Below are 24,177 nucleotides of genomic sequence, written 5' to 3'. Positions count from 1 at the left end.
TAATGTTTCTATTATAATATAGATACATTAAGTTGAGTATTGTATTATGCTTTTTTCTTGTTGCCGCTGAACCATCCGATTACAAGAATGCCAAGCAGGACTGTCCAGAATATTACTTGCCATAATGTACTATGTGGGAATTCGTGTGGTAATATGCCTACCTTTTCGTGTGCAAGCACCATCACAACAAGCTTGACACCGACCCATCCGACAACCGCAAATGCTGCTGCTTCAAGTGAAGGATTGTCATGCAGCAGTTTAACAAACCATGTTGCCGCAAATCGCATGATGATCACACCAAGCATTCCTCCCGTAAACATTACAAGGAACTGACCGAGATTCATACCACCGAACTGTGGTCCTACTTCCGGTAATGTCAGTGCGATGGCGATTGCTGCAAGCATTGAATCAATGGCAAATGCGATATCTGCGAATTCAACTTTAGCAACAGTCATCCAGAAGCCGCTTCCTTTGCTACTACCATATTTCTCAAGCTCAGCTTCTTCTGACGCACTTGTTGCATCGTCTGTTCTAAAGTAATCTATGAGGTTTTTAGTGGACATATATAACAAATATGCAGCCCCCGCTGCTTGAATCTGCCAGTAGTTGGCAAGGTAACTGATGGCAAAGAGTGCCCCAAATCTAAAGATAAATGCACCGACTAATCCATAGAATAAAGCTTTCTTACGACGTTCTTCCGGTAAATGCTTGACCATTACTGCCATAACGATAGCGTTATCTGCAGCAAGCAGGCCTTCTAATACAACGAGTACGAGTATAACCCACAGATAGGTAATGATAATTGACGGATCCACTATAACTCCTCCTTCTTACAGTAAACTGTAGAGCTTAATTTCTGGGAACTTATCCAGGAACCAGCGCGTCGCAAATTCATTCTCGAACAAGAATACTTTGTTTTCAAATCTATCTTCCACAAGAATCGAACGGCTTGAGTTCATAACATCTCGAATATCCGCTTCGTTCTCAATCCAGCGGGCAATCTTTCTCCCTACAGGTTCCATAATGACGTCTACATTGTATTCGTTATTCATACGATGTTCAAATACTTCAAACTGAAGCTGCCCGACTGCCCCTAAAATAATCTGATTGGTATGCAGTGTACGATAAAGCTGAATTGCACCTTCCTGGACAAGCTGTTCGATTCCTTTATGGAAATGTTTCTGCTTCATTACGTTCTTCGGTGACACTTTCATAAAGATTTCTGGTGTGAACTGCGGTAATTTCTCGAACTCGAATTTCTGATTTCCACCGACAAGCGTATCACCGATCTGGAAGTTCCCAGAGTCATATAGTCCGATAATATCACCACTTACAGCATGGTTTACCGTTTGTGTATCATCTGCCATAAATGATGTTGAACGTGAAATCTTCATCTTCTTATCTGTACGCGTCATCTTAATGTCCATGCCACGTTCAAATGCACCACTGACGATACGCATGAAGGCGATTCTATCTCTATGCTGTGGGTTCATATTGGCCTGAATCTTGAAGATAAATCCACTGAAACTTTCATCAAATGGTGATACTTCTTCACCTGACTCCGTTTTACGTCCAGATGGCATCGGCGCATGATCTACGTATGCATTCAGGAAGTTCTGTACACCGAAGTTCGCAAGGGCTGAGCCGAAGAATACAGGTGTTAGATCACCTGTCATCAGTTTCTCTTTATCAAACGTCTCGCCTGCTTCATCGACAAGCATCAACTCCTCTATCGCCTGTTCATATGCGCTGTCTGAAGTGATCGCATGACTTTCCTGAAGTTCATAATCTTCATTTAAGTGCAGCACGTTCTCTTCATCTCTAAACGGCTCTATCGTTTTCGTCTTGCGGTCAATAATACCGAAGAATGATTGCCCCATACCGATTGGCCAGTTCATCGGATATGTCTCAATTTCAAGCGTCTTCTCGATTTCCTCCAGCAACTCAAACGGTTCTTTACCGACACGGTCAAGCTTATTGATGAATGTGAAAATCGGAATCCCACGCATCTTACAGACCTTAAATAACTTTAACGTCTGTGGTTCTATCCCTTTCGCGCAGTCGATCACCATGACAGCACTATCTACCGCCATTAACGTACGATACGTATCTTCCGAGAAATCTTCGTGTCCAGGTGTGTCCAAAATATTAATTTTAAAGTTATCATAATCAAACTGCATCACAGAACTCGTTACAGAAATGCCACGCTGTTTCTCTACTTCCATCCAGTCACTCGTCGCAAACTTACCCGTCTTCTTACCCTTGACGGTACCTGCTTCACGAATGGCACCACCGAATAATAATAATTTCTCCGTTAATGTGGTCTTACCGGCATCCGGGTGAGAGATGATGGCAAATGTCTTTCTTATTTCTACTTCTTCTCTTAATGTCATAAATTCGCTCCTTAAGTTTCGCTCGTCCATTGCACTATGCGGCGTGCAAGTTCAGATGCATCTTTTTCGTCTAATAAATTAAATAGATGTAAATATAAATGTTCTTCTAAAGCTTCTCCGTATAGATCATAATCGAACTGAATAGAGAAGAAGATATCCGGAATACTTACTAAAAACGTTTCTTCCTTTTTGTTTTCATGAATATATACTTTACATTGCAGGTTTTCTCCTATGCTGTTTCTAATTTTCATCGTTACTCTCTCCCATATTTATCATATGCCGCTTCCAGACCAATCAAATCATCACGATGCGGTACTTTAATGTAATTTTCCATAATCTGATAAGGCTCACGTCCTTTTGAAGCGAGGACGACCATATCTCCAGGTGCACTTACTTCAATCGCGTGACGAATCCCTTGTGCACGGTCTAAGAAAGACACATAATTTGAATGTGTTGCACCACTTTCCAGTGCATCGGTTAATTTACGCGGGTTATCATTCGCAGGATTATCCGGTGTAAATATCACATAATCTGCGCGACAAGCAATTGCACCCATTTCAGGTGTCTTCGTTAAATCTCTTTCTCCTGCCATACCGATTAAGAAAATCATCTTACCACGTTTAAAAGGTTCAAGCGCATCGATAAGTTTGTTCATGCCGTCTGGTGTATGTGCATAATCAATCACTAAGTCTATCGGTAAGTTGCGGTCCAGCACTTCTAGACGGCCCTCTACTGGCGGTAAACTTTGGGCTGCTTCAGCAAGTGCACTCAGAGCATGACCTTGCGTCCACAGTGCAGTGAGGGCTGCAAGCATATTATAGATGTTGAATCGACCAATATAAGGACATGTAATCTCAACATTGCCATCTGGTGTTTCAAGTGTAAAAGCAATGCCATCGATAGATTCTTTAATATTTGTTGCTTTAATATCTGTATTCTGTTCAATGCCATATGTAATCACTTCTCTTGGTGAAGCAATCATCAGTTCTTTCGAATAATCATCATCTCCATTTACCACTGCATACTTCTGCTGCTTAAAGTCATTCCCAAGCTGTGCAAAGAGCAACGCCTTATGAAAACCATAACGTTCCATCGTTCCATGAAAATCCAGATGATCTTGTGTTAAATTCGTGAAGATTGCAACATCGATGTCAACACCATCCGTACGACCAAGTGCTAATCCATGGCTCGACATTTCCATCGCCATCGCCTGTGCACCTTGTTCTACTGCATGTGCAATATGCTGATTTAAGGTAATCGTTTCAGGGGTTGAATTCGCGCCTTTAGCAACTTCTTCATTATATTGAAAGCCATTCGTACCGAGATATGCACTATTTATATTCAGTGCGCGGTGCAGATGATGAATCATCGTTGCCACACTCGTCTTACCGTTCGTACCTGTCACACCATAAGTCGTAAGCTGATGTGACGGGAAATCCATTACATGCTGCGTGAATATACGTGCTGCCTGCAAAGTATCACGCACAACAACCTGCCCGATATCCAGTCCTTCGATATAGTGATCGACGACAATCATACGACAGCCCTGCCTAACAACATTCGGTATAAATTTATGGCTGTCTACTGTATACCCATGACTAGCTACAAATACACTCTCGCTGTCTGCTGCTCTTGAATCTACAACCACTTTATTGATATGTTCAGGAAATGTTCCGTAAAGCTTCTTGGCTTTTATTTTAGAAAGTAATTCAGACGTTTTCACTGATAAGCCTCCTTTAGTCAATTCTTAATTATACACCTTTTTTATAAGATTATGAATTGTTGAAGATAGGTTTAAATAAATAATTTGTATAAAATAGAAGGATATTAGCGTATAATTAATAAATAATTTTATGTTGTCTATGTTTTCAGTAGTATTTACCATACTGAATATCATATTATTAAAGAAACACCACAATCATCTCTATCATTGATAAAGAATAGAGATAGCATCAATGGATATTTAACTTATTATAAATATTGTAATTTTTTTGTATTTAAGATGACAAGTTGTATAATTTCATTAATAATGATAATAGAACGTTTAACCTTTAGAATCGGAGTGTGCACTATGTCAAACAATAAGAAGATTCTGATCATCACAGGTTCCTATGGTAATGGTCATATCTCAGTGACAAATGCAATTGTTAATCAGTTGAATCGTATGCAGTTACCTCAGTTAACAGTGATTGAACATGATTTATTTCAGGAGGCACATCCTATCATCAATAGCATTGCCAAGAAATACTATATTAACAGCTATAAGTACTTTAGAAATTCTTATCGCTATTTTTACTATGCAAATCAAGATAAGCCGGAAAGCTGCTTCTATCGTTATTACGGATTAAATCGTCTCATTAATCTCATCATGAAGGAGAAGCCTGATTTAATTCTTCTAACCTTCCCGACACCGGTGATGTCAATCATCAAAAAAGAGCTCAACATCCATACACCGGTAGCGACTGTAATTACCGATTACACAATGCATAAAAACTGGCTGACGCCAAACAGCAACCGTTACTTTGTTGCTACAGAAGCGCTGAAATCTGAACTGATAGCGCTCGGTGTAGATGAAGCGATCATCGATATTACAGGGATACCGATTCATGAATGCTTTAATGACCCCGTCGACCGAGACGCCTGGTTATTATCGCATGGTCTGTCTCCTGACAAGAAGACATTGCTGATGGTTGCAGGTGCATTCGGTGTGGTCAGCGGCTTCAACGAAATGCTTAAAGACTTAACTGCAGCGAGCACGCATCAATTTGTCGTTGTTTGCGGTAATAACACACAGCTATTGCAGCAGCTGCAGTCTGAGTATAAAGACAATCGTAACGTGATCATCATCGGTTATACACAAGAGATGGCGCAGTGGATGTCTTGCTGTGACTTAATGCTAACAAAGCCTGGTGGTATCACAATTTCAGAAAGCTTATGCAAAGGTATTCCACTCGTATTCTTTAACCCGGCACCCGGGCAGGAAGGTGAGAATGCAATCTATTTCACGAAACAAGGGTTCTCGCGTATCACACAGACGTATGAAGAAACAACGTCAACTGTGCTTGAGTTACTCTCAGACGAAGTCCTACTTAATCAATATAAATACAATATGCAGCAACATTATATACCAGATGCCTCACTTAATATTTCACGCACATTGCTCCAGATGTTAGATCACACCTCATCAGATGCAATGATGACTTCTAAAGCAGGACTCTATGCCCGCCTCTTCGCAAGGTAAGTTTAAAGGTAAGAATTTCTGGTTAATGATTGTCATATTGTTTCTGATGGAATTTGCACGCGGGATGTATATACTCAGCTTTCTGCCGGTATTACCTACCCTGTCAAATGTAACCGTCGGTATTATCTCTGCATGTATTACATTGCATTTTGTCAGTGATGCACTGACAAATTTCGGAATCGGTTTTCTGCTTAAACGCTACGGGACGAAGAAAGTGCTGAATGCCGGTTTCTTTATCGCAGCCGCCGGTCTTGCACTCATTATATTTGACCGTCACCCAGTGACGCTTGTGGCAGCAGCAATACTGCTCGGTATTGCGGTCAGTCCAATCTGGGTGATTATGCTGTCATCTGTTGAAGATAATAAGCGTTCCAAACATATGGGATATGTTTATTTTGCATGGCTTGTCGGGATGATGAGCGGGATGATCATCATGAACCTGATCATTAAAGTTCATCCTGTTCAGTATATATTCCTGATGCCATTATTTGTACTCTGTGCATGGGTGCTGTATTTATTCGTGCATGTCGAGGTTTCATTTATCGAAAAGAAATCACTGAAGACTCAGTACAAACATATTAAGCATGTAATGTCACGACATCTCGTGCTGTTTCCTGGCATCCTCTTCCAAGGGATTGCCATCGGGATGCTTGTTCCTATACTGCCATCTTACGCTGTACATAGCCTGAACGTCTCTACACTTGAGTATACGTATCTGCTCATTGCTGGAGGTGCCGGATGTACTGTATCGATGCTCTTTATTTCTAAATTTATGGATGATGTTTCAAATATTTATGCTCATATCGTCATTCTTGCCGGATTCTTTATCTTTGGAATCAGCATTCTTCTTATGACACAGGTAACCAACTATATGATTGTTCTCGGTGCCGCACTTGTCATCGGTTTATTCTATGGATTGCTTCTGCCAGGATGGAATGCATTTATGGCAAGCCAGGTCGATGTTGCATTAAAAGAAGAATCATGGGGTGTATTTAATAGTCTGCAAGGCATCGGCACCATGCTCGGTCCAATTATTGGCGGTCTGATTACGGAGCTGTTTCATAATACAAATTACACATTGTTCACCTCAGCCATCGTATTTATTGGTCTTTCATTCTTCTATCTGTTCTATTTCTATAGAACAAAGCGCATCCAAAGATAAGCACATGCTTTTATAGTATACAACAGAAGAATGACCGCCACAGAGATAAATTCTGTAGCGGTCATTCTTTATTTTCATTTACGTTCTTCTATTAATGCTTCTAGAAATGGAATCAGCGCTTCTAACTGGTGCTTAATATCCTGGATTACCTCGTATGTCGTTCTTTAACAATCTTATTCGCTTCAGAAGTAATCTCCTGTCGATGCATATAGAAGTTTCTTACGATTGTCTTTAACACAGCATAAGTTGGTACGGCAACTAAGATGGCTAAGAAACCACCAAGGTTTCCAGCTGCAAGGATGACCGTAATAATGGTTAACGGGTGCATATTCAATGTCTTACCCATAATATTCGGTGTAATGACATTTCCTTCTAGCTGCTGGGCCACAAACATAATAATGATCACGTAAATCGCCATAACAGGGTCTTGGATCAACGCAATAATAATGGCAGGTATTACCGCCATATATGGTCCTAGGAATGGAATTAAGTTCGTTACCATGCCCCACATCGCGAGAATTACTGCATAATCTAATCCAATAACTAAGTAGCCGGCAAGGAGTAGTAACCCCAGAATGATACTGACCGTCACCTGCCCTTGAATATATGAACGTAACGTCTTATCAATATCTTTAAATAAAGTGACAACGAACACCTTACGCTTCCCTGTGAACGGTGCTGATACAAAGGGTACGAAGCGGTCATGATCTTTCAGCATATAGATCAGGAAGAATGGTACTAAGATTAACAAGAACAGCGTAGAGATGAACTGTGTAATAAAAGAGAACGCATTCGTTACAATCTTCCCTGAATATTCGTTCATCTTCTCTATCCCATTATTAATCCCGTCTTTAACATTCTCAGGTAATTTATCGCGCTGATCTAGTGCCAGACTTACATACGATTGAAATTCCTTTTGAATTGCGGGATAGTTATCTATGAAATTATTTGTCTGCTTTGATACAATAGGTCCTACAAACGAGAATAATAGACCGATAATTAAACACAGTGCAATCATGATTAATGTAACACTTTGCCAGCGTTTTAAATGACGCTTTTCTTCCAGCTTATCCTGGAACGGTACTACAATATAGTACAGGAAACCACCGAGTAATAACGGCAGGATAATAGATTTTACAATGATGATGATCGGGTAGAAGATATGGTTAATCTCTAAGAAATACTTGATGATTAAAAATGTAAGCAGAAGCCCTACACCGAATCTAAACCAAACTTTATTTGTCATAAATTCCTCCAAATTGTCTTTATTTCTCATTATACCCCAGATTCCTCCTGTTTATCACAATTTGAAAAATCCTTTTCATAAAAATTGATGTAAAATTGTATAATATATTTAAACTAAAGGAGTGATTATATGAAACCAGGACTTATTCATCCCCTAGAAATAAACAGCACAGCACTCGAGCGTATCGTTAAGCTTGGCATCTATATACCAGAACATATCGAATCGCCGAAAGTCATCATTGCTTTTGACGGACAAGATCTTGCTCAGATGGCGCAGTTACATAGGCAGTATGAAGCACTGAATATTAATCAGCATATCATTGTCTTCATACATTATCCGAATGTTGCAGTGCGTGCTGAAGAATATCATCCACAAGGTGATAAGCAAACTGCGATGATGACCTTCGTCCATGATGAGCTGCTGAACTATCTGCTCGTCCACTACAACATTAACACGAATGACATTCTGCTTATCGGTGACAGCCTGGCTGCAAGCATTGCACTGATGCTTGCGATTCAGTATCCAGTCTTTAATAAGGCGGTGCTGTTCAGCCCGATGCTGACGCACGACATGATTACAGCTGCTGCCGAGACAGACGCTGATTATTATATCGCAGTTGGTGATGAAGAGTATGAATTCACACTGAAGGACGGTACATCAGCTGACTTTCTGACGCCGATACAAGAACTGCACGACACACTTAACCAGAATGGAAAGCCGCATTACTACAAAGAACTATCAGGCTCACATAACTGGAAGACATGGAAACCGGAAATAGAAAACATGTTAAGCTATTACTTCTTATGAACTATCTGATATAATTGAATTATCAAAAAATTTAGAGGTGATCAATATGAAACTTGGTATCGTATTATATCCATCAAAGGCTTATCAGGATTACATCAATAACTACCGAAAGCGTTATGACAGTCATTATGGGGTGATTGCACCACATATTACACTCAAGGACGCATTCGAAGTATCAGAAGATGAGGTCGAAACTGTTACAGAAAAAATTGCTGATGTCGCAAAGTCAAGTGCACCGGTTGAGGTAAACGTTGAGAAAGTATCAAGCTTTGTTCCGACAAAGAATGTCATCTATCTGAAAGTCACACCAAACACAGGATTGAAGAAACTCTATGAAGCATTCAATAATGGTGACTTCTATGGACAGAACGCACACCCTTTCGTTCCACACTTCACAATTGGACAAGGACTATCGTCACAGGAGTTTGAAGACATTTTCGGTCAGCTACAGATGAAAGATGAAAGCCATCATGAAGTAATCGATAAAGTCTGTCTATGTTACCAATTAGAAAACGGAAAATGGAATGTACTGGAAACGTTTAAACTTGGAGAATAACCTAAACGGCTAGGACACATGTCCTAGCCTCTCGTTTTATAGTCCAGTTTTATCCTACAATATGATAACCGCTATCCACATGAATATTTTCTCCGGTGACACCACTTGATAAATCACTTAACAGATACAGTGCTGTCTTACCAACTTCTAACGTATCTACGTTACGTTTTAACGGTGCTTCATTTTCAATCCGTTTTAATATCGTATTAAAGTCTCCGATGCCTTTTGCGCTTAATGTACGAATCGGTCCTGGTGATACGGCATTCACACGGATACCATCTCGACCGAGGTCTAATGCTAAATATTTGACATTGGCTTCAAGGCTTGCTTTCGCAACGCCCATGACGTTATAGTTAGGAATCGCGAATTCTCCTCCAATATATGTCGTTGTCACGATAGATCCACCTTCAGACATTAACTTACTCGCTTCTCTCGCTACAATCGTTAGCGAGTATGAGCTGATATCCTGAGCAAGTAAGAACCCTTCACGGGTCGTATCAATAAAGCGACCTCGCAGATCTTCCATATTGGCAAATGCGATCGAATGGAACACGCCATCGATATGCCCTACTTCAGCTTTAATCTGTTCAAACGCACGTACGACATCTGCGTCTTCTTGCACATCACATTGAATCATCAGTGCATCATGATTATGCTTTAAATTAGGGAGCAGACGTTCCAGTTCTTTCATGCTACGCTCTTTACGATATGTAAATATCAGCTTAGCACCAACTTCATCTAATACTTGTGCCACACCATATCCGATACTGCGTTTATTCGCCACACCCATAATGACATACACTTTATCCTGAAAATTTAACATATAAGTCTCCTTTTATAAAAGTAAGTTCTAGTACCTACTACTAAATATATCAGAAGTTCATTTGAATTTCAGTAAAAAATAATATATTTTTAAGAAATAATAATTGGAGACTTCAATAAAAAATACGCCTTGAAGTTTCCTTCAGGCGTACTGTAAACTTAGAACAATTCGAGTTCCCGTTTAATTTCATCTACATACTCTCTTGACCCTGTTACGATAAGACGGTCTTTAAAGTGTAATTCGGTTTCTCCATGAGGCACGATTGAATCTTTGCCGCGTAGTATGCGGACGAAGATAATATCACCGCTGAACGGAAACTCACGTAGACGCATTTCATGATAACGCGTATTCAACATTTCTATCTCATACAGTGATGTCTCTACGTTAGACAATAAATTCAGCATATTCGGTGATTCGATCAGACCTTTCAGCAATGTCTTCGTACTCTGGAATTCGCTGAAGATTTCAATATCTGCCTCCAATAGTTCATCGTCTTCTTTCTTGGATTCTACGCGACAGATAACACGCTCAACACCTTCTTCTTTTGCCATCAGTGCCACACTGCAGTTAATCGATTCATCATTTGCTGAACATACGACGATATCAAAATCGAACAATCCGATTGAATTTAATTCATCGTAAGTATATTCATCGATCTCAATGACATCGATATCACTGATTTGACGTGCATCGTTATTCTTCCTGTAGATAATTGTTGGTATATACAGCGCTGATTTAAAGCTTTGTGCTACAGGTATCGAGAGCTGATTATTTCCGATAAATGCAATTCGAATGACTTTCTCTTCGCTTAACTGCACCGGGAAGAGCTTCTTAAAGAAGACGGGCACGATCACGCAAGTAATCACTGCTGCAAGAATCAAAGTTCCTGATGTTGCACTATCTATCGCACCTAACCTCTCAGCAATCTTGGCACTGGCGATAACGAGTGACAATGTTGCAGTCAGTAGAAAGGTTGATGCAAGCACCGTCTGCTTATCATACCACTTGAGCAATACTGCAAGGGGTATCGCTTTCGTCAAGTAGAATACGATGAATAGGATGGGGATTAACACAAGCTTCGATGGATCCATAAATAATGATGGAATATCGAGGTCCACCCCTACCATAATGAAGAATATCGGAATAAAGAACCCATAGCCGAATGAATCAAGCTTGTCGACCATATCTTTGTCAGGACCGAGTAAACTCACGACACATCCCGCTAAGAAGGCACCAAGGATATTCTCTGCACCGACACTTTCAGCAAGTGCAACAAGTAACAGAATAAGAGCAAATACCGCACGTATTCCAATCTGCGTTGTTCCTGCCATTAAATTATGCAGAAACTCTAACTTCTTCAGACGGTTCCCCATCACATAGAAGAGTGCAGTGAATACGACGAGTATCCCGATCAGCCATACCGGAGAATCCCCTTCTGCATGCAATGTTCCATAGAGCGTTAACAGGAGAATTGTCGCTAGGTCTGCGATTACGGCTACAAGTAAGATGATTTGTCCGATACTCGTCTGCATCAGATTCATTTCCTTTAATGTCGGTACAACGACACCAAGCGAAATTGTCGAGATAATAATAACCATCAGCAAGACATCATCAACAAGTCCGGCCCATTTAAAGAGATAGGCAGCGCCAATACTTAACAACAGTATCCCGAGAAATATAGAGAGCGTTAAAATTAAAGGATTCGGTTCTTTTCCTTTTTTAGTGCCAGGCTTTGATTTAAATGTCTTAAAGTCAATTTCCAGACCACTTAAGAACATAAGGAAAATAAAGCCGAGCGTCGATAAGATATTCAGCATCTCTGTTCTTTCTACCCAATTGAACAATGATTTTCCGACGATAATCCCCATCAATATCTCTGCAACAACAACCGGCAGGAATGTAATACGTAGTCTATTGAGCAGTATCGGCGTTAAAAACGCACATACTACGACTACAACGAGTGAAATTAACTGGTCATGATTTTCCATATAACCCTCCTAAACTAAATAGCTCATAAATGTCGTTGCAAGACTGAAATAGATCAGCATACTGATAATATCATTGATTGTCGAAATAAAAGGACCACTTGCAACTGCAGGATCTATCTTCATTCTGTGCATGAGTAACGGGACCAATGCACCAGACAATGTTGCCACCGTCATCGCAATCGTTAAACTAAAGGAAACGATGAGTGCAAGAATCGGCGTTTGATAAATCAATACAATAATAATAAACAATAATACCGCACAACACAATCCTGAAAGCAATCCAGATCCCGCTTCTCTGAGTGCGAGCTTTACTTTACTCTGCTCATCCACTTCACCCGTAGAAATCCCGCGCACTGCAACCGCCAGACTCTGTGTACCAGAATTCCCGGCCATTCCCCCGATAATTGGGATAAAAGCTGCAAGCAGTGCTACTTTCTCCAGCGTCTCTTCAAAATTGCCAAGGATCGTTGCTGTAATCATTCCAAGTACCGTTAGAATCATCAGCCACGGCAATCGTTTGCGTGCTGTTGTAAAGACCGTATCTTTCGTCGAGTCAATATCGCTGACACCGGCAAGTCTAGAGTAGTCTTCACTCGCTTCTTCGTCAATAACATCGAGGATATCATCAATCGTAATAATCCCGAGCAGATGATTCTGATAGTCAACGACAGGTACTGCAAGAAAGTCATAATCTCGCATAATCATCGCAACATCTTCCTGATCATCAGCAACATTGACACTGATAACACGTTCATTCATCACTTCTTCTACGTATGCATCATTTTCTGCTACAATTAATTCTCTGAGTGAAATAACACCGACGAGCTTCTTTTTGTCGTTCTGCACAAAGATGACATAGATTGTCTCAGCTTTTGGTGCTTGCTCCTTTACATGAATCATTGCTTCACGCACGGACATCATCTCTGAAATTGAAATATATTCAGTTGTCATCAAACTTCCAGCTGTATCTTCTTCGTAATGCAATAACGCTTTAATTTCTTCTGAAGCGTCTTTATCCATCAACAGCAGTAAGCTTGCAACTTTTGTTTTCGGTAAGATCTTCAGTAGATCGACCGCATTATCAAATGACATTTCAGACAGCATATCACTGGCATAACGTGCATCCATCGTATCGAAGATATGATCGTAATCTTCATCTTCCATTTCTGTCGTCTCAAGCAACTCTGCGACTTCTTTCGGAGATAATAAATGATACATCTGATTTCTCAGTTCATCATCTGCTTCGGTAAAGTATGCTCCTTGGTCGTATGTATGAAGTTCCAGGAATTCATCGCGAAATGCATCTATTTCATTATTCAATAAGAGTGAATCGAGCAATGCTTTATCATACATTGCTTCGTCAGTCATAAAATCTTGTTCTGCCATGATGTACCTCCATATTTACTAATAATGTTTCAAGATCCTCCGGTAGGGCATCAAGAATATGCAGCTTTTCCCCTGTAATCGGATGGGTCAGGCGTACTTCAGCTGCGTGTAACGCCTGTCTATTCATCAATGAATTGCCCCCATAGAGGCTATCTCCAGCAAGCGGATGTAAAGCTGCACTGAAATGCACTCTAATCTGGTGCGTTCTACCTGTATGTAACTTTGCGTGTACAAGACTTATATCTAACACTGCATCATAATCTATTAAATGATATTCTGTACGTGCATGCTGTCCGTTAATAGCAACAGTACGTGTAATGATAGAATCAGATGCTCTGTCAATCGGATAGACATAGTTACCATGGTCTTTCACATGACCTGCAACAATGAGAATATAGAATTTCTCTATCTTCCCTGTTAACAGATGATGGGTCAGCTGATGTTTGCTGAATACAACAAGTCCACTCGTATCACGATCTAACCTGCTGACTGGATGGAGCACGCTCTTATCACCGTGCGTTTCCAGATAACCATATACTGCTTCTATCAAACTGTCATGCGGATGCTGCTTTGAAGGTATCGTATTCATAAAAGGGGGTTTAGACACAACGATCAGATACTCATCGTTATAGTGTATTCGTATTGGAATATGACTTGCTATAAGTGCTTTACTTCTTGATTCCTCAGGGAGCCAGACAGTTAAAGTATCATCCTTATGCATCTCATATCGCACCGTCACCTGACGCCCATTAACAAGTAAAGCACCATTTTGTTTAATGGCGCTTATACTCTTTCTGCTATATTGATGGTTCTGAAGAAATTTCTTAACTGTTATCTGTTCTGTCACTGCATAAGTAAGCTGTTTCATTCGCTTGCGATAAATGAATCGTGCACACGTTTCCAGAAAGGAAAGGGTCTGAATCGTGCAAATCTCACTTTCTCATCCGCAACACGGTACTGTATCGACGAAACACCTTTATGATCCGCAGTGATATGATCAAATGTAAGCTGTAATGTGATTGGATTTGCAGGTTCCACCTGACAATTATGATGTTTAGGGAGTACGAGCGGTGAACCGACTGTACGGAACACACGATTGTTAATCGAAGCAATTTCGGTCACTTGAATTGCATCCAATGAAGGATGTATCAGTGCACCGCCAAGCGCTTTATTATATGCCGTAGAGCCGCTCGGTGTTGAAATACACAATCCATCGCCTCTGAAACGTTCAAATAGCTCACCTCTTAAACTTATATCTGCGACCAGCGTTGCACCATTATGCGTCTTTACAGTAGCTTCGTTCAGTGCGAGATATCGACTCGCCTTACCTTCATCGTATCTGACAACAACTTCAACAAGCGGGTATTCGATGACCTGGAATGAATCATTATTGATTGCAATGATCAGTTTTTCCACTTCATGCGGGAGCCAGTCTGCATAGAAGCCAAGATGTCCCGTATGTATACCAACAAAACTCGTTTCTTCCAGTTGATGACTATATGTATGAAACGCCTGAAGTAATGTCCCGTCTCCCCCAACAGAGATGACAATTTCAGGAGTCGCTGTATCTTCTGTCATATTGAAGTCATTCATATAACTGACCATCTTCTGCTTTAAAGCATTACTCTTAGAGTCACCTTTAGTCAATATTGCATATCTCATCGCTTCACCTCTTAGCGTTTTTCGCTGCGTTGTTCGGTATAATATTTTTGTGCTTCCTGTATTTCTTCACGAATTTCAGACATCTCTTCATCCAGCAGAAATGCAGCTTCAGCCGCACGTTCCAGTCTCGTTCTGATTTCCGGTGGATAGTCCCCACTATACTTATAGCGCAGCGTATGTTCAATCGTTGCCCAGAAATTCATGGCAAGTGTACGAATCTGAATTTCTGCAAGAATAAACTTCTGGCCCGATAACGTTTCTATCGGATACTTGATGATGACATGATACGAGCGATATCCGCTTTCCTTCGTATCTTTGATATAATCACGCTCTTCAACGACTTCAAAGTCACTTCTTGCTTTAAGCATATTAACGACAACATCGATATCATCTACGAACTGACACATCAACCTTAAACCCGCAATATCATACATCTCTTCACTGAGCTTATCAAATGCGATTCCTCTCGTATTCGCTTTCTCGATAATGCTTGGTACCGGCTTTACGCGTCCGGTCACAAATTCAATTGGTGATGATTTACCTTCATTAATAAACTGTTTCCTTATGCCTTTAAGCTTCACTTTAAGTTCATCAACCGCCTGATAATACGGCGACAAGAATAAATCCCATTGATTCATACGCTCACTCCGTCCTACAATTCAAATGCATGCTCAACACTCTCTGTAAATTCTTTCCCATAGTTATAGTTACCTTCTATGTTCTCAAGCAGAAACTGCAGTTCTTCCTTAAAGTTATCTAACTGTAGCGTTCCGTATAGATACCAGTCTTTATCCTGATACTGCTTTAACATCGGCCATGTTTCCTGGACAAATCGTAAGTGATGGAATTCCCCATCATCCAGCAGATAGACAAACTGCATATGATCACTATCTACGACCATTGTTCCTGTTGCTGTAACGTCCAGTTGTGATTCCTCTGTATATATCTTGACTTTGTTATCTTCCAGTTTGATTTCGTTGACATGTAAATTCATAATATCCACTCCTTAACAACAATATTTTAACATAAAACGGCACATAACTTTAACGGATTGATAATTTCTATATAAAATATGTTAATTTCTTTACTTAAAAGTACAGTTTTCGCATAATAAAGTTAACATTTATTATTGGAGGCTCACGATGAATCACCTGGAAATCGAATTCAAGAACATGCTTAACTATGAAAGCTATGCCTTACTTAAATCACTTTACTTTAAAGACGTATCGCCTTTTACGCAGACCAACTTCTATATGGATACGAAAGACTTCAAGCTTAGAGATAAGCACATCGCACTGCGCATAAGAGACGCCGGAAAGCTTAAAGAGATGACATTGAAGATTCCTCAGCAGATTGGCGTCATGGAATATAATATTCCACTTGATGATAGCGATCTAACACAAGATTTCTATGAAGTAGATACGCTACCGGAACCCATTCGCAGTGAACTGATCAGACGGGATATCCACGCACCGCTGAAAGTATTCGGCGCATTATCAACTGAACGCATGGAGACGGAATACGAATCCGGCCTGCTTGTACTTGATGCCAGTGCCTATCTGGATACAGAAGACTTCGAACTTGAATATGAAGTCTCAGATTACGATAGCGGTAAACAAATATTCGATAACTTACTAAAACAGCACAGTATCCCTGTTTCTGTAAGTAAAAATAAAGTACAGCGATTCTATGATCATTTCGTGCAGTTACAAGCAAAAAACTTTTAAAAAGGAATATACATGATATATTTAGTTAAAAAGGAGCTGGCATATTGAACACGCCATTTGAACAAATCGGTCAGGAAACGTTGTATGAGATGATTGATATCTTCTATCGATATGTCGCACATGATACACGTATCAACCATCTGTTTCCTGGCGACTTCGAAGAAACGAGCCGTAAACAGAAACAATTCTTAACACAATTTCTTGGTGGACCTACACTATACTCAGATGAGCATGGTCATCCAATGCTACGTGGCAGACATATGCCGTTTACTATCGGTTCACAAGAAAAGGACGCATGGCTTGAGAACATGTACAGGGCAGCACATGAAGTGGATATGGATAAGGATGTCAGAACGTATCTATTACAAAGGCTGACATTAACAGCAGAACATATGGTAAATGCTGAATATTAATTGCAGGTGAATACAATGAATCATTTACAGCTTGTACGCGAAAAACAATATGAACCATTGATGCCTAAGAAGAAAATCGAAATCTATTCTTTCTTCGATCCCTTCTGTAAGGACTCATGGCAGATGAAATCGTTACTTCGTAAGCTACAAATAGAATATAATCAGTTTGTCGACATTAAGCAGATTCTTCTGCCGAGCTTGAAAGTCCTGACTAAATGTCAGGCGCAAAGTACGACAATCGATGATAATATCGCACTTGCATTTAAAGCCGCTGAACTGCAAGGTCGCAAAAAGGCTGCACACTTTTTGAACTACATCCAGAATGCTATTATGCCTAAACAGGATATCATCACCAAAGAACTGATACTCCATTCAGCGGACAAAGCAGGGATTGATGTTGAAGTATTCTTAGAGGATATTAAAAGCAGTCATGTGACTACATCACTAAAATGCGATCAGCATATTTCGAACGAAATGGATGTCAACTATACACCGACACTCGTGTTCTTCAATGAAAACTTCGAAGATGAGGGGTTGAAGGTGGAAGGCATTCAGAACTATTCAATCTATACGTATATTATCAGTGAATTGATGGATGTTCCTATAGAAAAAGAACTACCACCAAAACTCATGGACTATATCAACGAACAGGAGCTCGTCAGTGAATCAGAGCTCGAAGTCATCTATGAATGGCCGAAACCTCTGCTCATCAATGAACTACGTAAATTGAAGATGCAGCGATTAATAGAAGATGTCCACTATGACCATGATCTTTTCTGGAGAAAGGTCAGTATATAGAATTTATATTCAAAAATAAATCACCCGAACAATACGTATCCTCAGTATTGTCCGGGTGATTTTATCTACTATATGTTAACTTTAAAAGAAGGCATAAAAAAAATACCGTGTCTGTATACACGGTATTAAACAAAGGGGATGGGAGAAATCTTTCACTCAAACAAAGGGGTATGTTTGGTATGTGATCAATTTCATGTATAAAATATAACATGTGTGATTGTTCATTTCAACGTTTTTATCTATAGTTCACAAAATAGACATATTGTAAACGATTTCACAAAGTCTTTGTATCTTTTCGTGATTTTGCGCGTGTCTGTTCGCGAGTGTTACGACCTTGATTTAATTAATGCTTCGAATGCATCCAGACGTTCTTCAAATACTTTACATGCATTTTCGATTGGTGTTTTTTCGTTCATATCGACACCTGCTTTCTTCAGCACTTCGATCGGATAATCAGAACTTCCGGCTTTCAGGAATTCATTGATATACTTTTCAACTGCTGGTTGCCCCTCTTCTAAAATCTTCTTACTTAATGCGTATGCTGCACTATATCCAGTTGCATATTGATACACATAGTAATTGTAATAGAAGTGTGGAATTCTGCTCCATTCATATTGAATATAGTCATCTGTAATTACAGCGTCCCCGTAATACTTCTCGTTTAACTTGCGATACTCTGCGTTTAGTCGCTCTGCTGTCAACGGCTCATTCTGTTCAGCAAGTGTATGAATTAAATATTCAAACTCTGCAAACATCGTCTGTCTGAACACTGTACCGCGGAATCCGTCTAACTGATAGTTCAGTAAATAGAGCTTCTTCTTATCATCATCTAGATGTTTATACATATAATCAGCAAGTAATGCTTCATTACAAGTTGAAGCAACTTCTGCTACGAAGATAGAATAGCCTGACATATTTGACGGCTGATTATTTCTTGAGAAATAACTATGTGCACTATGTCCGAATTCATGCGTCAAGGTGAATGTGTTGTTCACACTATCTGTCCAGTTCATTAAGATGAATGGATTAGTACCGAACGTACCTGAAGAGTATGCTCCGCTTCTCTTGCCCTTATTCTCATAAACATCCACCCAGCGATTCGTTAAACCTTCTTTGATGACATCTGTATACTCTGATCCCATCGGTTCTAAACTTTTCAGCATCCACGCTTTCGCTTCTTCATATGTCACTTCGAATTTCTCATCCTGAATTACTGGCGTGTACATATCATACATATGCATTTCATCTAATCCAAGTAATTCCTTACGCAGCTTCGTATAGCGATGTAATAAGTGCAAGTTATCATTCACTGTCTGCACTAAATTATCATAAACCGATTCTGGAATATCATTGTTAGACAGGGCCTGTGCACGTGCACTTTCGTAGTTTCGAACTTTGCTTGAAAATACACTCGCCTTCACTTTACCTGCTAATGTCTGTGCTAACGTATTGTTGAACTGTCCATACTTTGAATACACTTCTTTATATGCATTCTCTCTTAACACACGGTCATCTGATTCTAGATAGGTAATATAGTTGCCGTGAGATAATGGTAAGCTGTTCCCCTCTTTATCTTTGACGTTATCAAACTTCAAGTCAGCATTGTTAAACATACCGAATGTGTTTGTCGACGCAGATAATGCCTCAGACGCTTCTGCAAGAATCTTCTCTTCACTTTCACTTAACACGTGTGGACGCTTCTTATTGATGCGCTCTAAATCAAACTTAAAGCGCTGTAAGCCATCCAGCTCAGCGACATAAGATTTTAAAGTCGCTTCGTCAATCGACATCAATTCAGGCAGCATAAAGCTCCAGCGTGCACTGAACTGGCTCGCTAAATTTGCAGCACGCTGTTCAAATGCTGTATACTTCGCATTTGAAGTATCCTGATCATGCTTTAAGTGTGCATATACATAAACTTTTCCGAGCTGTTCATCGATTTCAGCATCTAATAGCAATGCTTCTAATAAGTTTTCTGCACTATCACCGATTTTCCCTTTTATTTCTTCTTCTCGGCCGAGGTATCCTTCAAGCTTCTTGAAGGCACTTTCCCATGCGTCATCACTTTCAAAGATTGTAGTTAAGTCCCATGTATTCTCTAGTTTCTGTTCATCTCTAGTAATCAGTTCTGACATAAATATCCTCCTAAAATAAATTTATCTTAATTTTCTCATTTTTTCGCAGAAATTGCACGTATTTGCTTCGATATCCGATAATATTCTTGTAAAATGTGTGTGCATAAAGAAAGTTCATGACCATAACACTGTGCTGCAGGATGAATATTCAATACCGAACTGAATGCCTCTAATGTAAACGCATCATGATGAACCATACGTTCCAGTTCCAGCTGCCAATAGATTGGATGCGCATTCAACAGTATCTGCTCAGGCAGAATGATGCGATAGTGTAAAGGTATATTGTCCTTGTGAATATTCAGCTGATAGAGGGCACTTAATGTCGGTTCTAATACAGAACGTCTCGCAACGCAGTTTCTAATATACTGCTGCACGTCTCTATCGTTCATCACCTTATGTGCCGATTTCAGTAGTGAGTGTATCATATGATGGAAGAGCTCTTCCTTTGATTGCACTGTAAACCGCTGCACCTTATATTTAAAACGCCCCACTACTTGCTGAATCTTCAGGGCATAAAGTGTCTCATCTGCAATGTCCAGTACAAACAAAGTATGTGACGGATAATAGATCAATGACTGCTGAAAATAATTCAATATGAGTATATCTTCCTCTATCTTAAGCGAACGATAATCGGTAATCCAGCACACTTTCATGCCGAGCGACTGATAGCCTGCTGTCCTGCTTGCAACTATTCGCGCAGGGATTACTGATAGCTGAAGTTCTAATGCAACCCCTTCGTTCAGCATAATATCAGGAATCTGCTCAATCTCACTGATAAAGTATTCAAGAGATGCTTGATGTGCCCCGAACATGCGGTAAAGCATATACTTCCCTTGCAGATGACTGAGCGATTCTTTACGGTAGACGTTACTGAAACAATCATGTGTTGAAATATGCGAGAAATGAGGAATCTTCATCTCTCCTCTTCTCAGCACAACCTTCTGGTGGCATACCGGGCAATAATAATGTTGATTACGCGCTGCAAACTGTGCTTGTACTAATTCTCCGTTGCTATTCATCGCCTGAATCAAAAAACAGCACCTCCTGATGATATATATCAGAAAGTGCTGTTTTGATTCTATAAGATTTTGTAAAGATTACTGTTTAAAATACTGCTTTACTTGACGCTTTACATTGTGACTCATCACAATCTTACCGTATTCATCAAGCTGTTCATGAGAGATTTGTGTCTCATCCGCATATTCCAGCATATGTGCAATATAACTATGAATCGCATCTTCTGACATATGGTCATCGAACTCTACATAGTAATAATACTTACCTTCATACATATACAATAAGTCTTCAATGTCTACATCTTCATAATTATGATAACTAAATTGAATCAAATCTTCCAGATCATCAAAGTGTACAATAAAGAACTGTTCTGTCGATTCTTCTGACGCACGCTTGAGTAAATCACGTAGTTCAGAATCGTTGTGCATTGAATTATTAATAAAATCATTCACTTTCTCATCTATATTTAAGTCACTGTCATCTTCTGGTAACTGCAGATCATCATTCTTAGATTTTGTTACAACAACCTCAATTCCTTTATCAAAGGCATGGACTTGTATCCATAACGGACCATCGAAAAAGAAATCCTCTTCCTCATTAACCTCTTCCATCACAGACCAGAAGAATTCCTCACCTTTCTTGCGGCTCGTCCACAGATCATCACGCTTGAAACCACGCGCTTCAATATCAGTATATGTCAAATAAAATTTTAAAGTTGATTCATTCACTCGCTCTATTCTCATGAGTCATTCCTCCAATCCTATGTATGAATGGTAATATCATTGTACACGAAGAAAAGATTTCCTACAATAAAACTGTTTATAAAAAGAGGTACCTGCAAAATGCAGGCACCTCTTTTTATATCAATATTACTCTACCATACGTTGTGCTTCTAATAATTGGAATGTACGAACCTTACGTGGCAAGAATCTTCTGATTTCATCTTCGTTGTATCCAACTTGAAGACGTTTCTCATCTAAAATAATCGGACGACGAAGTAATCCAGGATTCTTCTGAATAATATCGTATAAATCTTGTAATGGTAATGAATCGATATCTACATTTAATTTCTGGAATGTCTTAGAACGTGTAGAGATAATTTCATCTGTACCATCTTCTGTCATTCTTAAAATCGCTTTAATCTCATCAATTGATAAGTTTTCTGAAAAAATATTACGCTCCGTATACGGAATGTCATGTTCTTGTAACCATGCTTTCGCTTTACGGCAAGATGTGCAACTTGGTGAAGTAAATAATGTTACCATACATCTCACTCTCCTAATTGTTTAGATTTATCGGTTAGTTCTTTCATACGAGGTGTGTACTCTACCTATATACCCGAATACCGGGACGTTAAACATATGATTTGACAAATCTTTAAACTATTTGTCTTTCCTAACCTGATAATGTCATTATAATACGTAAACATTAAAATTAAATGAGAATTCTCTAATATTTTAAAAAGATTTTATATTACTTTCAGATAATTCACATTTTTGCCTTATTTATATCTTAAGCAAGAACCTAAATAAAACTTTTAATATTTACTCTTACACTATACACCCATCAAACAATAATAACAATACGTTTTCATAAAGTTTCACAATCGTCATATTTCGATAATGTATATTTTATAGTACAATGAATAATAATATAGATGAAACTTAATCAAAGGAGTTAATCAAATGGAAACATTATTCTCAGGTATACAGCCGAGCGGGGTTCCGACAATTGGTAACTATATCGGCGCATTGAAGCAATTTACAGAGATACAAGATGAGTACGACTGCTATTTCTGCATCGTTGATCAGCATGCTATCACAGTACCACAGGACAAAGCGGCACTACGTAAGAACATCCGCTCACTCGCAGCCCTTTACCTAGCAAGTGGTCTCGACCCAGAAAAAGTGACACTCTTCATTCAGTCAGAAGTCCCGGCACATGCTCAGGCTGGATGGATGCTGACTACCATCTCATCAATCGGCGAATTAGAACGTATGACACAATACAAAGATAAAGCGAAAGACCGTAAAGAAGGCATACCTGCAGGATTACTTACATATCCACCACTAATGGCGGCAGACATTCTTTTATATGGAACGAACATCGTACCCGTTGGTGAAGATCAGAAGCAACATCTGGAATTAACACGCGACTTAGCAGAACGCTTCAACGCACGTTACAACGACATCTTCACAATCCCTGAGATACGCATGCCTAAAGTCGGTGGCAGAATTATGAGCTTACAGGAACCGACGAAGAAAATGAGTAAATCTGACAGCAACACGAAAGGATTCATCTCATTACTAGACCCGCCAAACACTGTCGCTAAGAAAATTAAATCAGCAGTAACAGACTCTGACGGAATTGTGAAATATGATAAGGAAAATAAGCCAGGTATCTCGAATCTACTCAGCATCTATTCAATATTTACCGGTAAGACAATCGCCGAACTTGAAGCAATGTATGAAGGCAAAGGATATGGCGACTTTAAATCCGATCTTGCTGACGTCATGGTTGAATTTATTACGCCATTCCAGGAGAAATATGAGTATTATATGAACTCTGAGGAATTAGACAGAATATTAGACGAAGGTGCTGAGAAAGCACGTAAGAAATCATTCAAGATGTTAAAGAAAATGGAAAACGCAATGGGACTCGGAAGAAAGAGAAGGTAAGTTAAAGTTCAATTAAGAACGCCTGAACCGGTGATGGTTCAGGCGTTTTCATAGTGTTGTGCCCATATAGGTTAGTGTTTGGGCATTTTGTGCACAAACAGATGAGTATTTGGGCGTTTCCGAGTAGTTGTGATCAAACATACTC

General features: G+C 39.6%; 24 protein-coding genes. 8 read left to right on the top strand and 16 right to left on the bottom strand.

Going from position 1 to position 24,177, the window contains the following annotated elements; all coding sequences use genetic code 11:
• Positions 1 to 44: 44 nt before the first annotated feature.
• The 4 genes from KYI10_03435 to KYI10_03420 are packed head-to-tail and all read right to left on the bottom strand — an operon-like array spanning position 45 to position 4,116.
• Entirely contained in the window at positions 45 to 815 is a 771-nt protein-coding gene (locus KYI10_03435) for a TerC family protein (GenBank protein ID QYA33495.1), read from the bottom strand.
• A 15-nt stretch (positions 816 to 830) separates the two neighbouring features.
• Positions 831 to 2,393, bottom strand: coding sequence for a peptide chain release factor 3 (locus tag KYI10_03430; protein ID QYA33494.1), 1,563 nt, complete (start codon positions 2,391 to 2,393; stop codon positions 831 to 833).
• A gap of 11 nt (positions 2,394 to 2,404) precedes the next feature.
• Positions 2,405 to 2,644: a YueH family protein gene (locus tag KYI10_03425; protein QYA33493.1), complete on the bottom strand. Its 240-nt coding sequence runs from the start codon at positions 2,642 to 2,644 to the stop codon at positions 2,405 to 2,407.
• A gap of 2 nt (positions 2,645 to 2,646) precedes the next feature.
• Positions 2,647 to 4,116, bottom strand: coding sequence for a UDP-N-acetylmuramoyl-L-alanyl-D-glutamate--L-lysine ligase (locus KYI10_03420; protein QYA33492.1), 1,470 nt, complete (start codon positions 4,114 to 4,116; stop codon positions 2,647 to 2,649).
• Between the two features lie 348 nt (positions 4,117 to 4,464).
• On the opposite strand from KYI10_03420, the gene KYI10_03415 reads away from it, so the two are divergent.
• Together KYI10_03415 and KYI10_03410 are read left to right on the top strand one after the other, a co-directional pair.
• Positions 4,465 to 5,634, top strand: coding sequence for a diglucosyl diacylglycerol synthase (locus KYI10_03415; GenBank protein QYA33491.1), 1,170 nt, complete (start codon positions 4,465 to 4,467; stop codon positions 5,632 to 5,634).
• Positions 5,612 to 6,796, top strand: coding sequence for an MFS transporter (locus KYI10_03410; protein QYA33490.1), 1,185 nt, complete (start codon positions 5,612 to 5,614; stop codon positions 6,794 to 6,796). Before KYI10_03415 ends, KYI10_03410 begins: the two co-directional genes overlap by 23 nt.
• A gap of 145 nt (positions 6,797 to 6,941) precedes the next feature.
• On the opposite strand, the gene KYI10_03405 is transcribed toward KYI10_03410, so the two are convergent.
• On the bottom strand, positions 6,942 to 8,042 hold the full coding sequence (locus KYI10_03405; GenBank protein QYA33489.1) for an AI-2E family transporter: 1,101 nt from the start codon (positions 8,040 to 8,042) through the stop codon (positions 6,942 to 6,944).
• 129 nt (positions 8,043 to 8,171) lie between these two features.
• Between KYI10_03405 and KYI10_03400 the strand changes: the two genes are divergently transcribed.
• Both KYI10_03400 and KYI10_03395 read left to right on the top strand, forming a co-directional pair.
• Entirely contained in the window at positions 8,172 to 8,849 is a 678-nt protein-coding gene (locus KYI10_03400; protein ID QYA33488.1) for an alpha/beta hydrolase-fold protein, read from the top strand.
• Positions 8,850 to 8,895: 46 nt separating this feature from the next.
• Positions 8,896 to 9,405 (top strand): YjcG family protein, encoded by a 510-nt coding sequence (locus KYI10_03395; protein ID QYA33898.1) that lies wholly within the window; start codon positions 8,896 to 8,898, stop codon positions 9,403 to 9,405.
• Between the two features lie 49 nt (positions 9,406 to 9,454).
• Here KYI10_03395 and fabI read toward each other — a convergent pair whose 3' ends face one another.
• The 7 genes from fabI to KYI10_03360 form a co-directional block, all read right to left on the bottom strand.
• Positions 9,455 to 10,228, bottom strand: a complete 774-nt coding sequence (gene fabI, locus KYI10_03390) for an enoyl-ACP reductase FabI (protein QYA33487.1) — start codon at positions 10,226 to 10,228, stop codon at positions 9,455 to 9,457.
• A gap of 158 nt (positions 10,229 to 10,386) precedes the next feature.
• Positions 10,387 to 12,216: a monovalent cation:proton antiporter family protein gene (locus tag KYI10_03385; GenBank protein QYA33486.1), complete on the bottom strand. Its 1,830-nt coding sequence runs from the start codon at positions 12,214 to 12,216 to the stop codon at positions 10,387 to 10,389.
• A 9-nt stretch (positions 12,217 to 12,225) separates the two neighbouring features.
• Positions 12,226 to 13,602, bottom strand: coding sequence for a magnesium transporter (gene mgtE / locus KYI10_03380; protein ID QYA33485.1), 1,377 nt, complete (start codon positions 13,600 to 13,602; stop codon positions 12,226 to 12,228).
• The gene (locus KYI10_03375; protein ID QYA33484.1) at positions 13,577 to 14,470 is read right to left on the bottom strand and encodes an RluA family pseudouridine synthase; all 894 of its coding nucleotides are present in this window, start codon (positions 14,468 to 14,470) and stop codon (positions 13,577 to 13,579) included. Before KYI10_03375 ends, mgtE begins: the two co-directional genes overlap by 26 nt.
• A complete protein-coding gene (locus KYI10_03370; GenBank protein ID QYA33483.1) occupies positions 14,467 to 15,264 on the bottom strand; it encodes an NAD kinase in 798 nt (265 codons plus the stop codon). Before KYI10_03370 ends, KYI10_03375 begins: the two co-directional genes overlap by 4 nt.
• Positions 15,265 to 15,275: 11 nt before the next feature.
• Positions 15,276 to 15,902 (bottom strand): GTP pyrophosphokinase family protein, encoded by a 627-nt coding sequence (locus tag KYI10_03365; protein QYA33482.1) that lies wholly within the window; start codon positions 15,900 to 15,902, stop codon positions 15,276 to 15,278.
• Between the two features lie 14 nt (positions 15,903 to 15,916).
• Positions 15,917 to 16,258 carry a hypothetical protein gene (locus KYI10_03360; protein ID QYA33481.1) on the bottom strand — a complete coding sequence of 114 codons (342 nt, stop codon included), beginning with the start codon at positions 16,256 to 16,258 and terminating at the stop codon, positions 15,917 to 15,919.
• 148 nt (positions 16,259 to 16,406) lie between these two features.
• Here KYI10_03360 and KYI10_03355 point away from each other — a divergent pair, with 148 nt between their 5' ends.
• Genes KYI10_03355 through KYI10_03345 form a run of 3 tightly spaced genes read left to right on the top strand, consistent with a single transcriptional unit; the run spans position 16,407 to position 18,202 of the window.
• Positions 16,407 to 16,991: a CYTH domain-containing protein gene (locus KYI10_03355; protein ID QYA33480.1), complete on the top strand. Its 585-nt coding sequence runs from the start codon at positions 16,407 to 16,409 to the stop codon at positions 16,989 to 16,991.
• Between the two features lie 41 nt (positions 16,992 to 17,032).
• Positions 17,033 to 17,404: a globin gene (locus KYI10_03350; protein QYA33897.1), complete on the top strand. Its 372-nt coding sequence runs from the start codon at positions 17,033 to 17,035 to the stop codon at positions 17,402 to 17,404.
• Between the two features lie 15 nt (positions 17,405 to 17,419).
• Positions 17,420 to 18,202 (top strand): ClpXP adapter SpxH family protein, encoded by a 783-nt coding sequence (locus KYI10_03345; protein QYA33479.1) that lies wholly within the window; start codon positions 17,420 to 17,422, stop codon positions 18,200 to 18,202.
• Positions 18,203 to 18,528: 326 nt separating this feature from the next.
• On the opposite strand, the gene pepF is transcribed toward KYI10_03345, so the two are convergent.
• The 4 genes from pepF to spxA form a co-directional block, all read right to left on the bottom strand.
• Positions 18,529 to 20,337, bottom strand: a complete 1,809-nt coding sequence (gene pepF / locus KYI10_03340; protein ID QYA33478.1) for an oligoendopeptidase F — start codon at positions 20,335 to 20,337, stop codon at positions 18,529 to 18,531.
• A 35-nt stretch (positions 20,338 to 20,372) separates the two neighbouring features.
• The gene (locus KYI10_03335; protein ID QYA33477.1) at positions 20,373 to 21,368 is read right to left on the bottom strand and encodes a competence protein CoiA family protein; all 996 of its coding nucleotides are present in this window, start codon (positions 21,366 to 21,368) and stop codon (positions 20,373 to 20,375) included.
• A 66-nt stretch (positions 21,369 to 21,434) separates the two neighbouring features.
• A complete protein-coding gene (gene mecA / locus KYI10_03330; GenBank protein QYA33476.1) occupies positions 21,435 to 22,097 on the bottom strand; it encodes an adaptor protein MecA in 663 nt (220 codons plus the stop codon).
• 126 nt (positions 22,098 to 22,223) lie between these two features.
• A complete protein-coding gene (spxA, locus tag KYI10_03325) occupies positions 22,224 to 22,619 on the bottom strand; it encodes a transcriptional regulator SpxA (protein ID QYA33475.1) in 396 nt (131 codons plus the stop codon).
• A 420-nt stretch (positions 22,620 to 23,039) separates the two neighbouring features.
• On the opposite strand from spxA, the gene trpS reads away from it, so the two are divergent.
• Positions 23,040 to 24,032, top strand: coding sequence for a tryptophan--tRNA ligase (gene trpS, locus KYI10_03320; GenBank protein QYA33474.1), 993 nt, complete (start codon positions 23,040 to 23,042; stop codon positions 24,030 to 24,032).
• The last annotated feature ends 145 nt before the right edge of the window (positions 24,033 to 24,177 follow it).

The organism is Macrococcus sp. 19Msa1099, from assembly GCA_019357535.2.
GTDB classification, from domain to species: Bacteria; Bacillota; Bacilli; order Staphylococcales; family Staphylococcaceae; genus Macrococcoides; species Macrococcoides psychrotolerans.
This window is presented reverse-complemented; position numbering and strand designations above follow the sequence as displayed.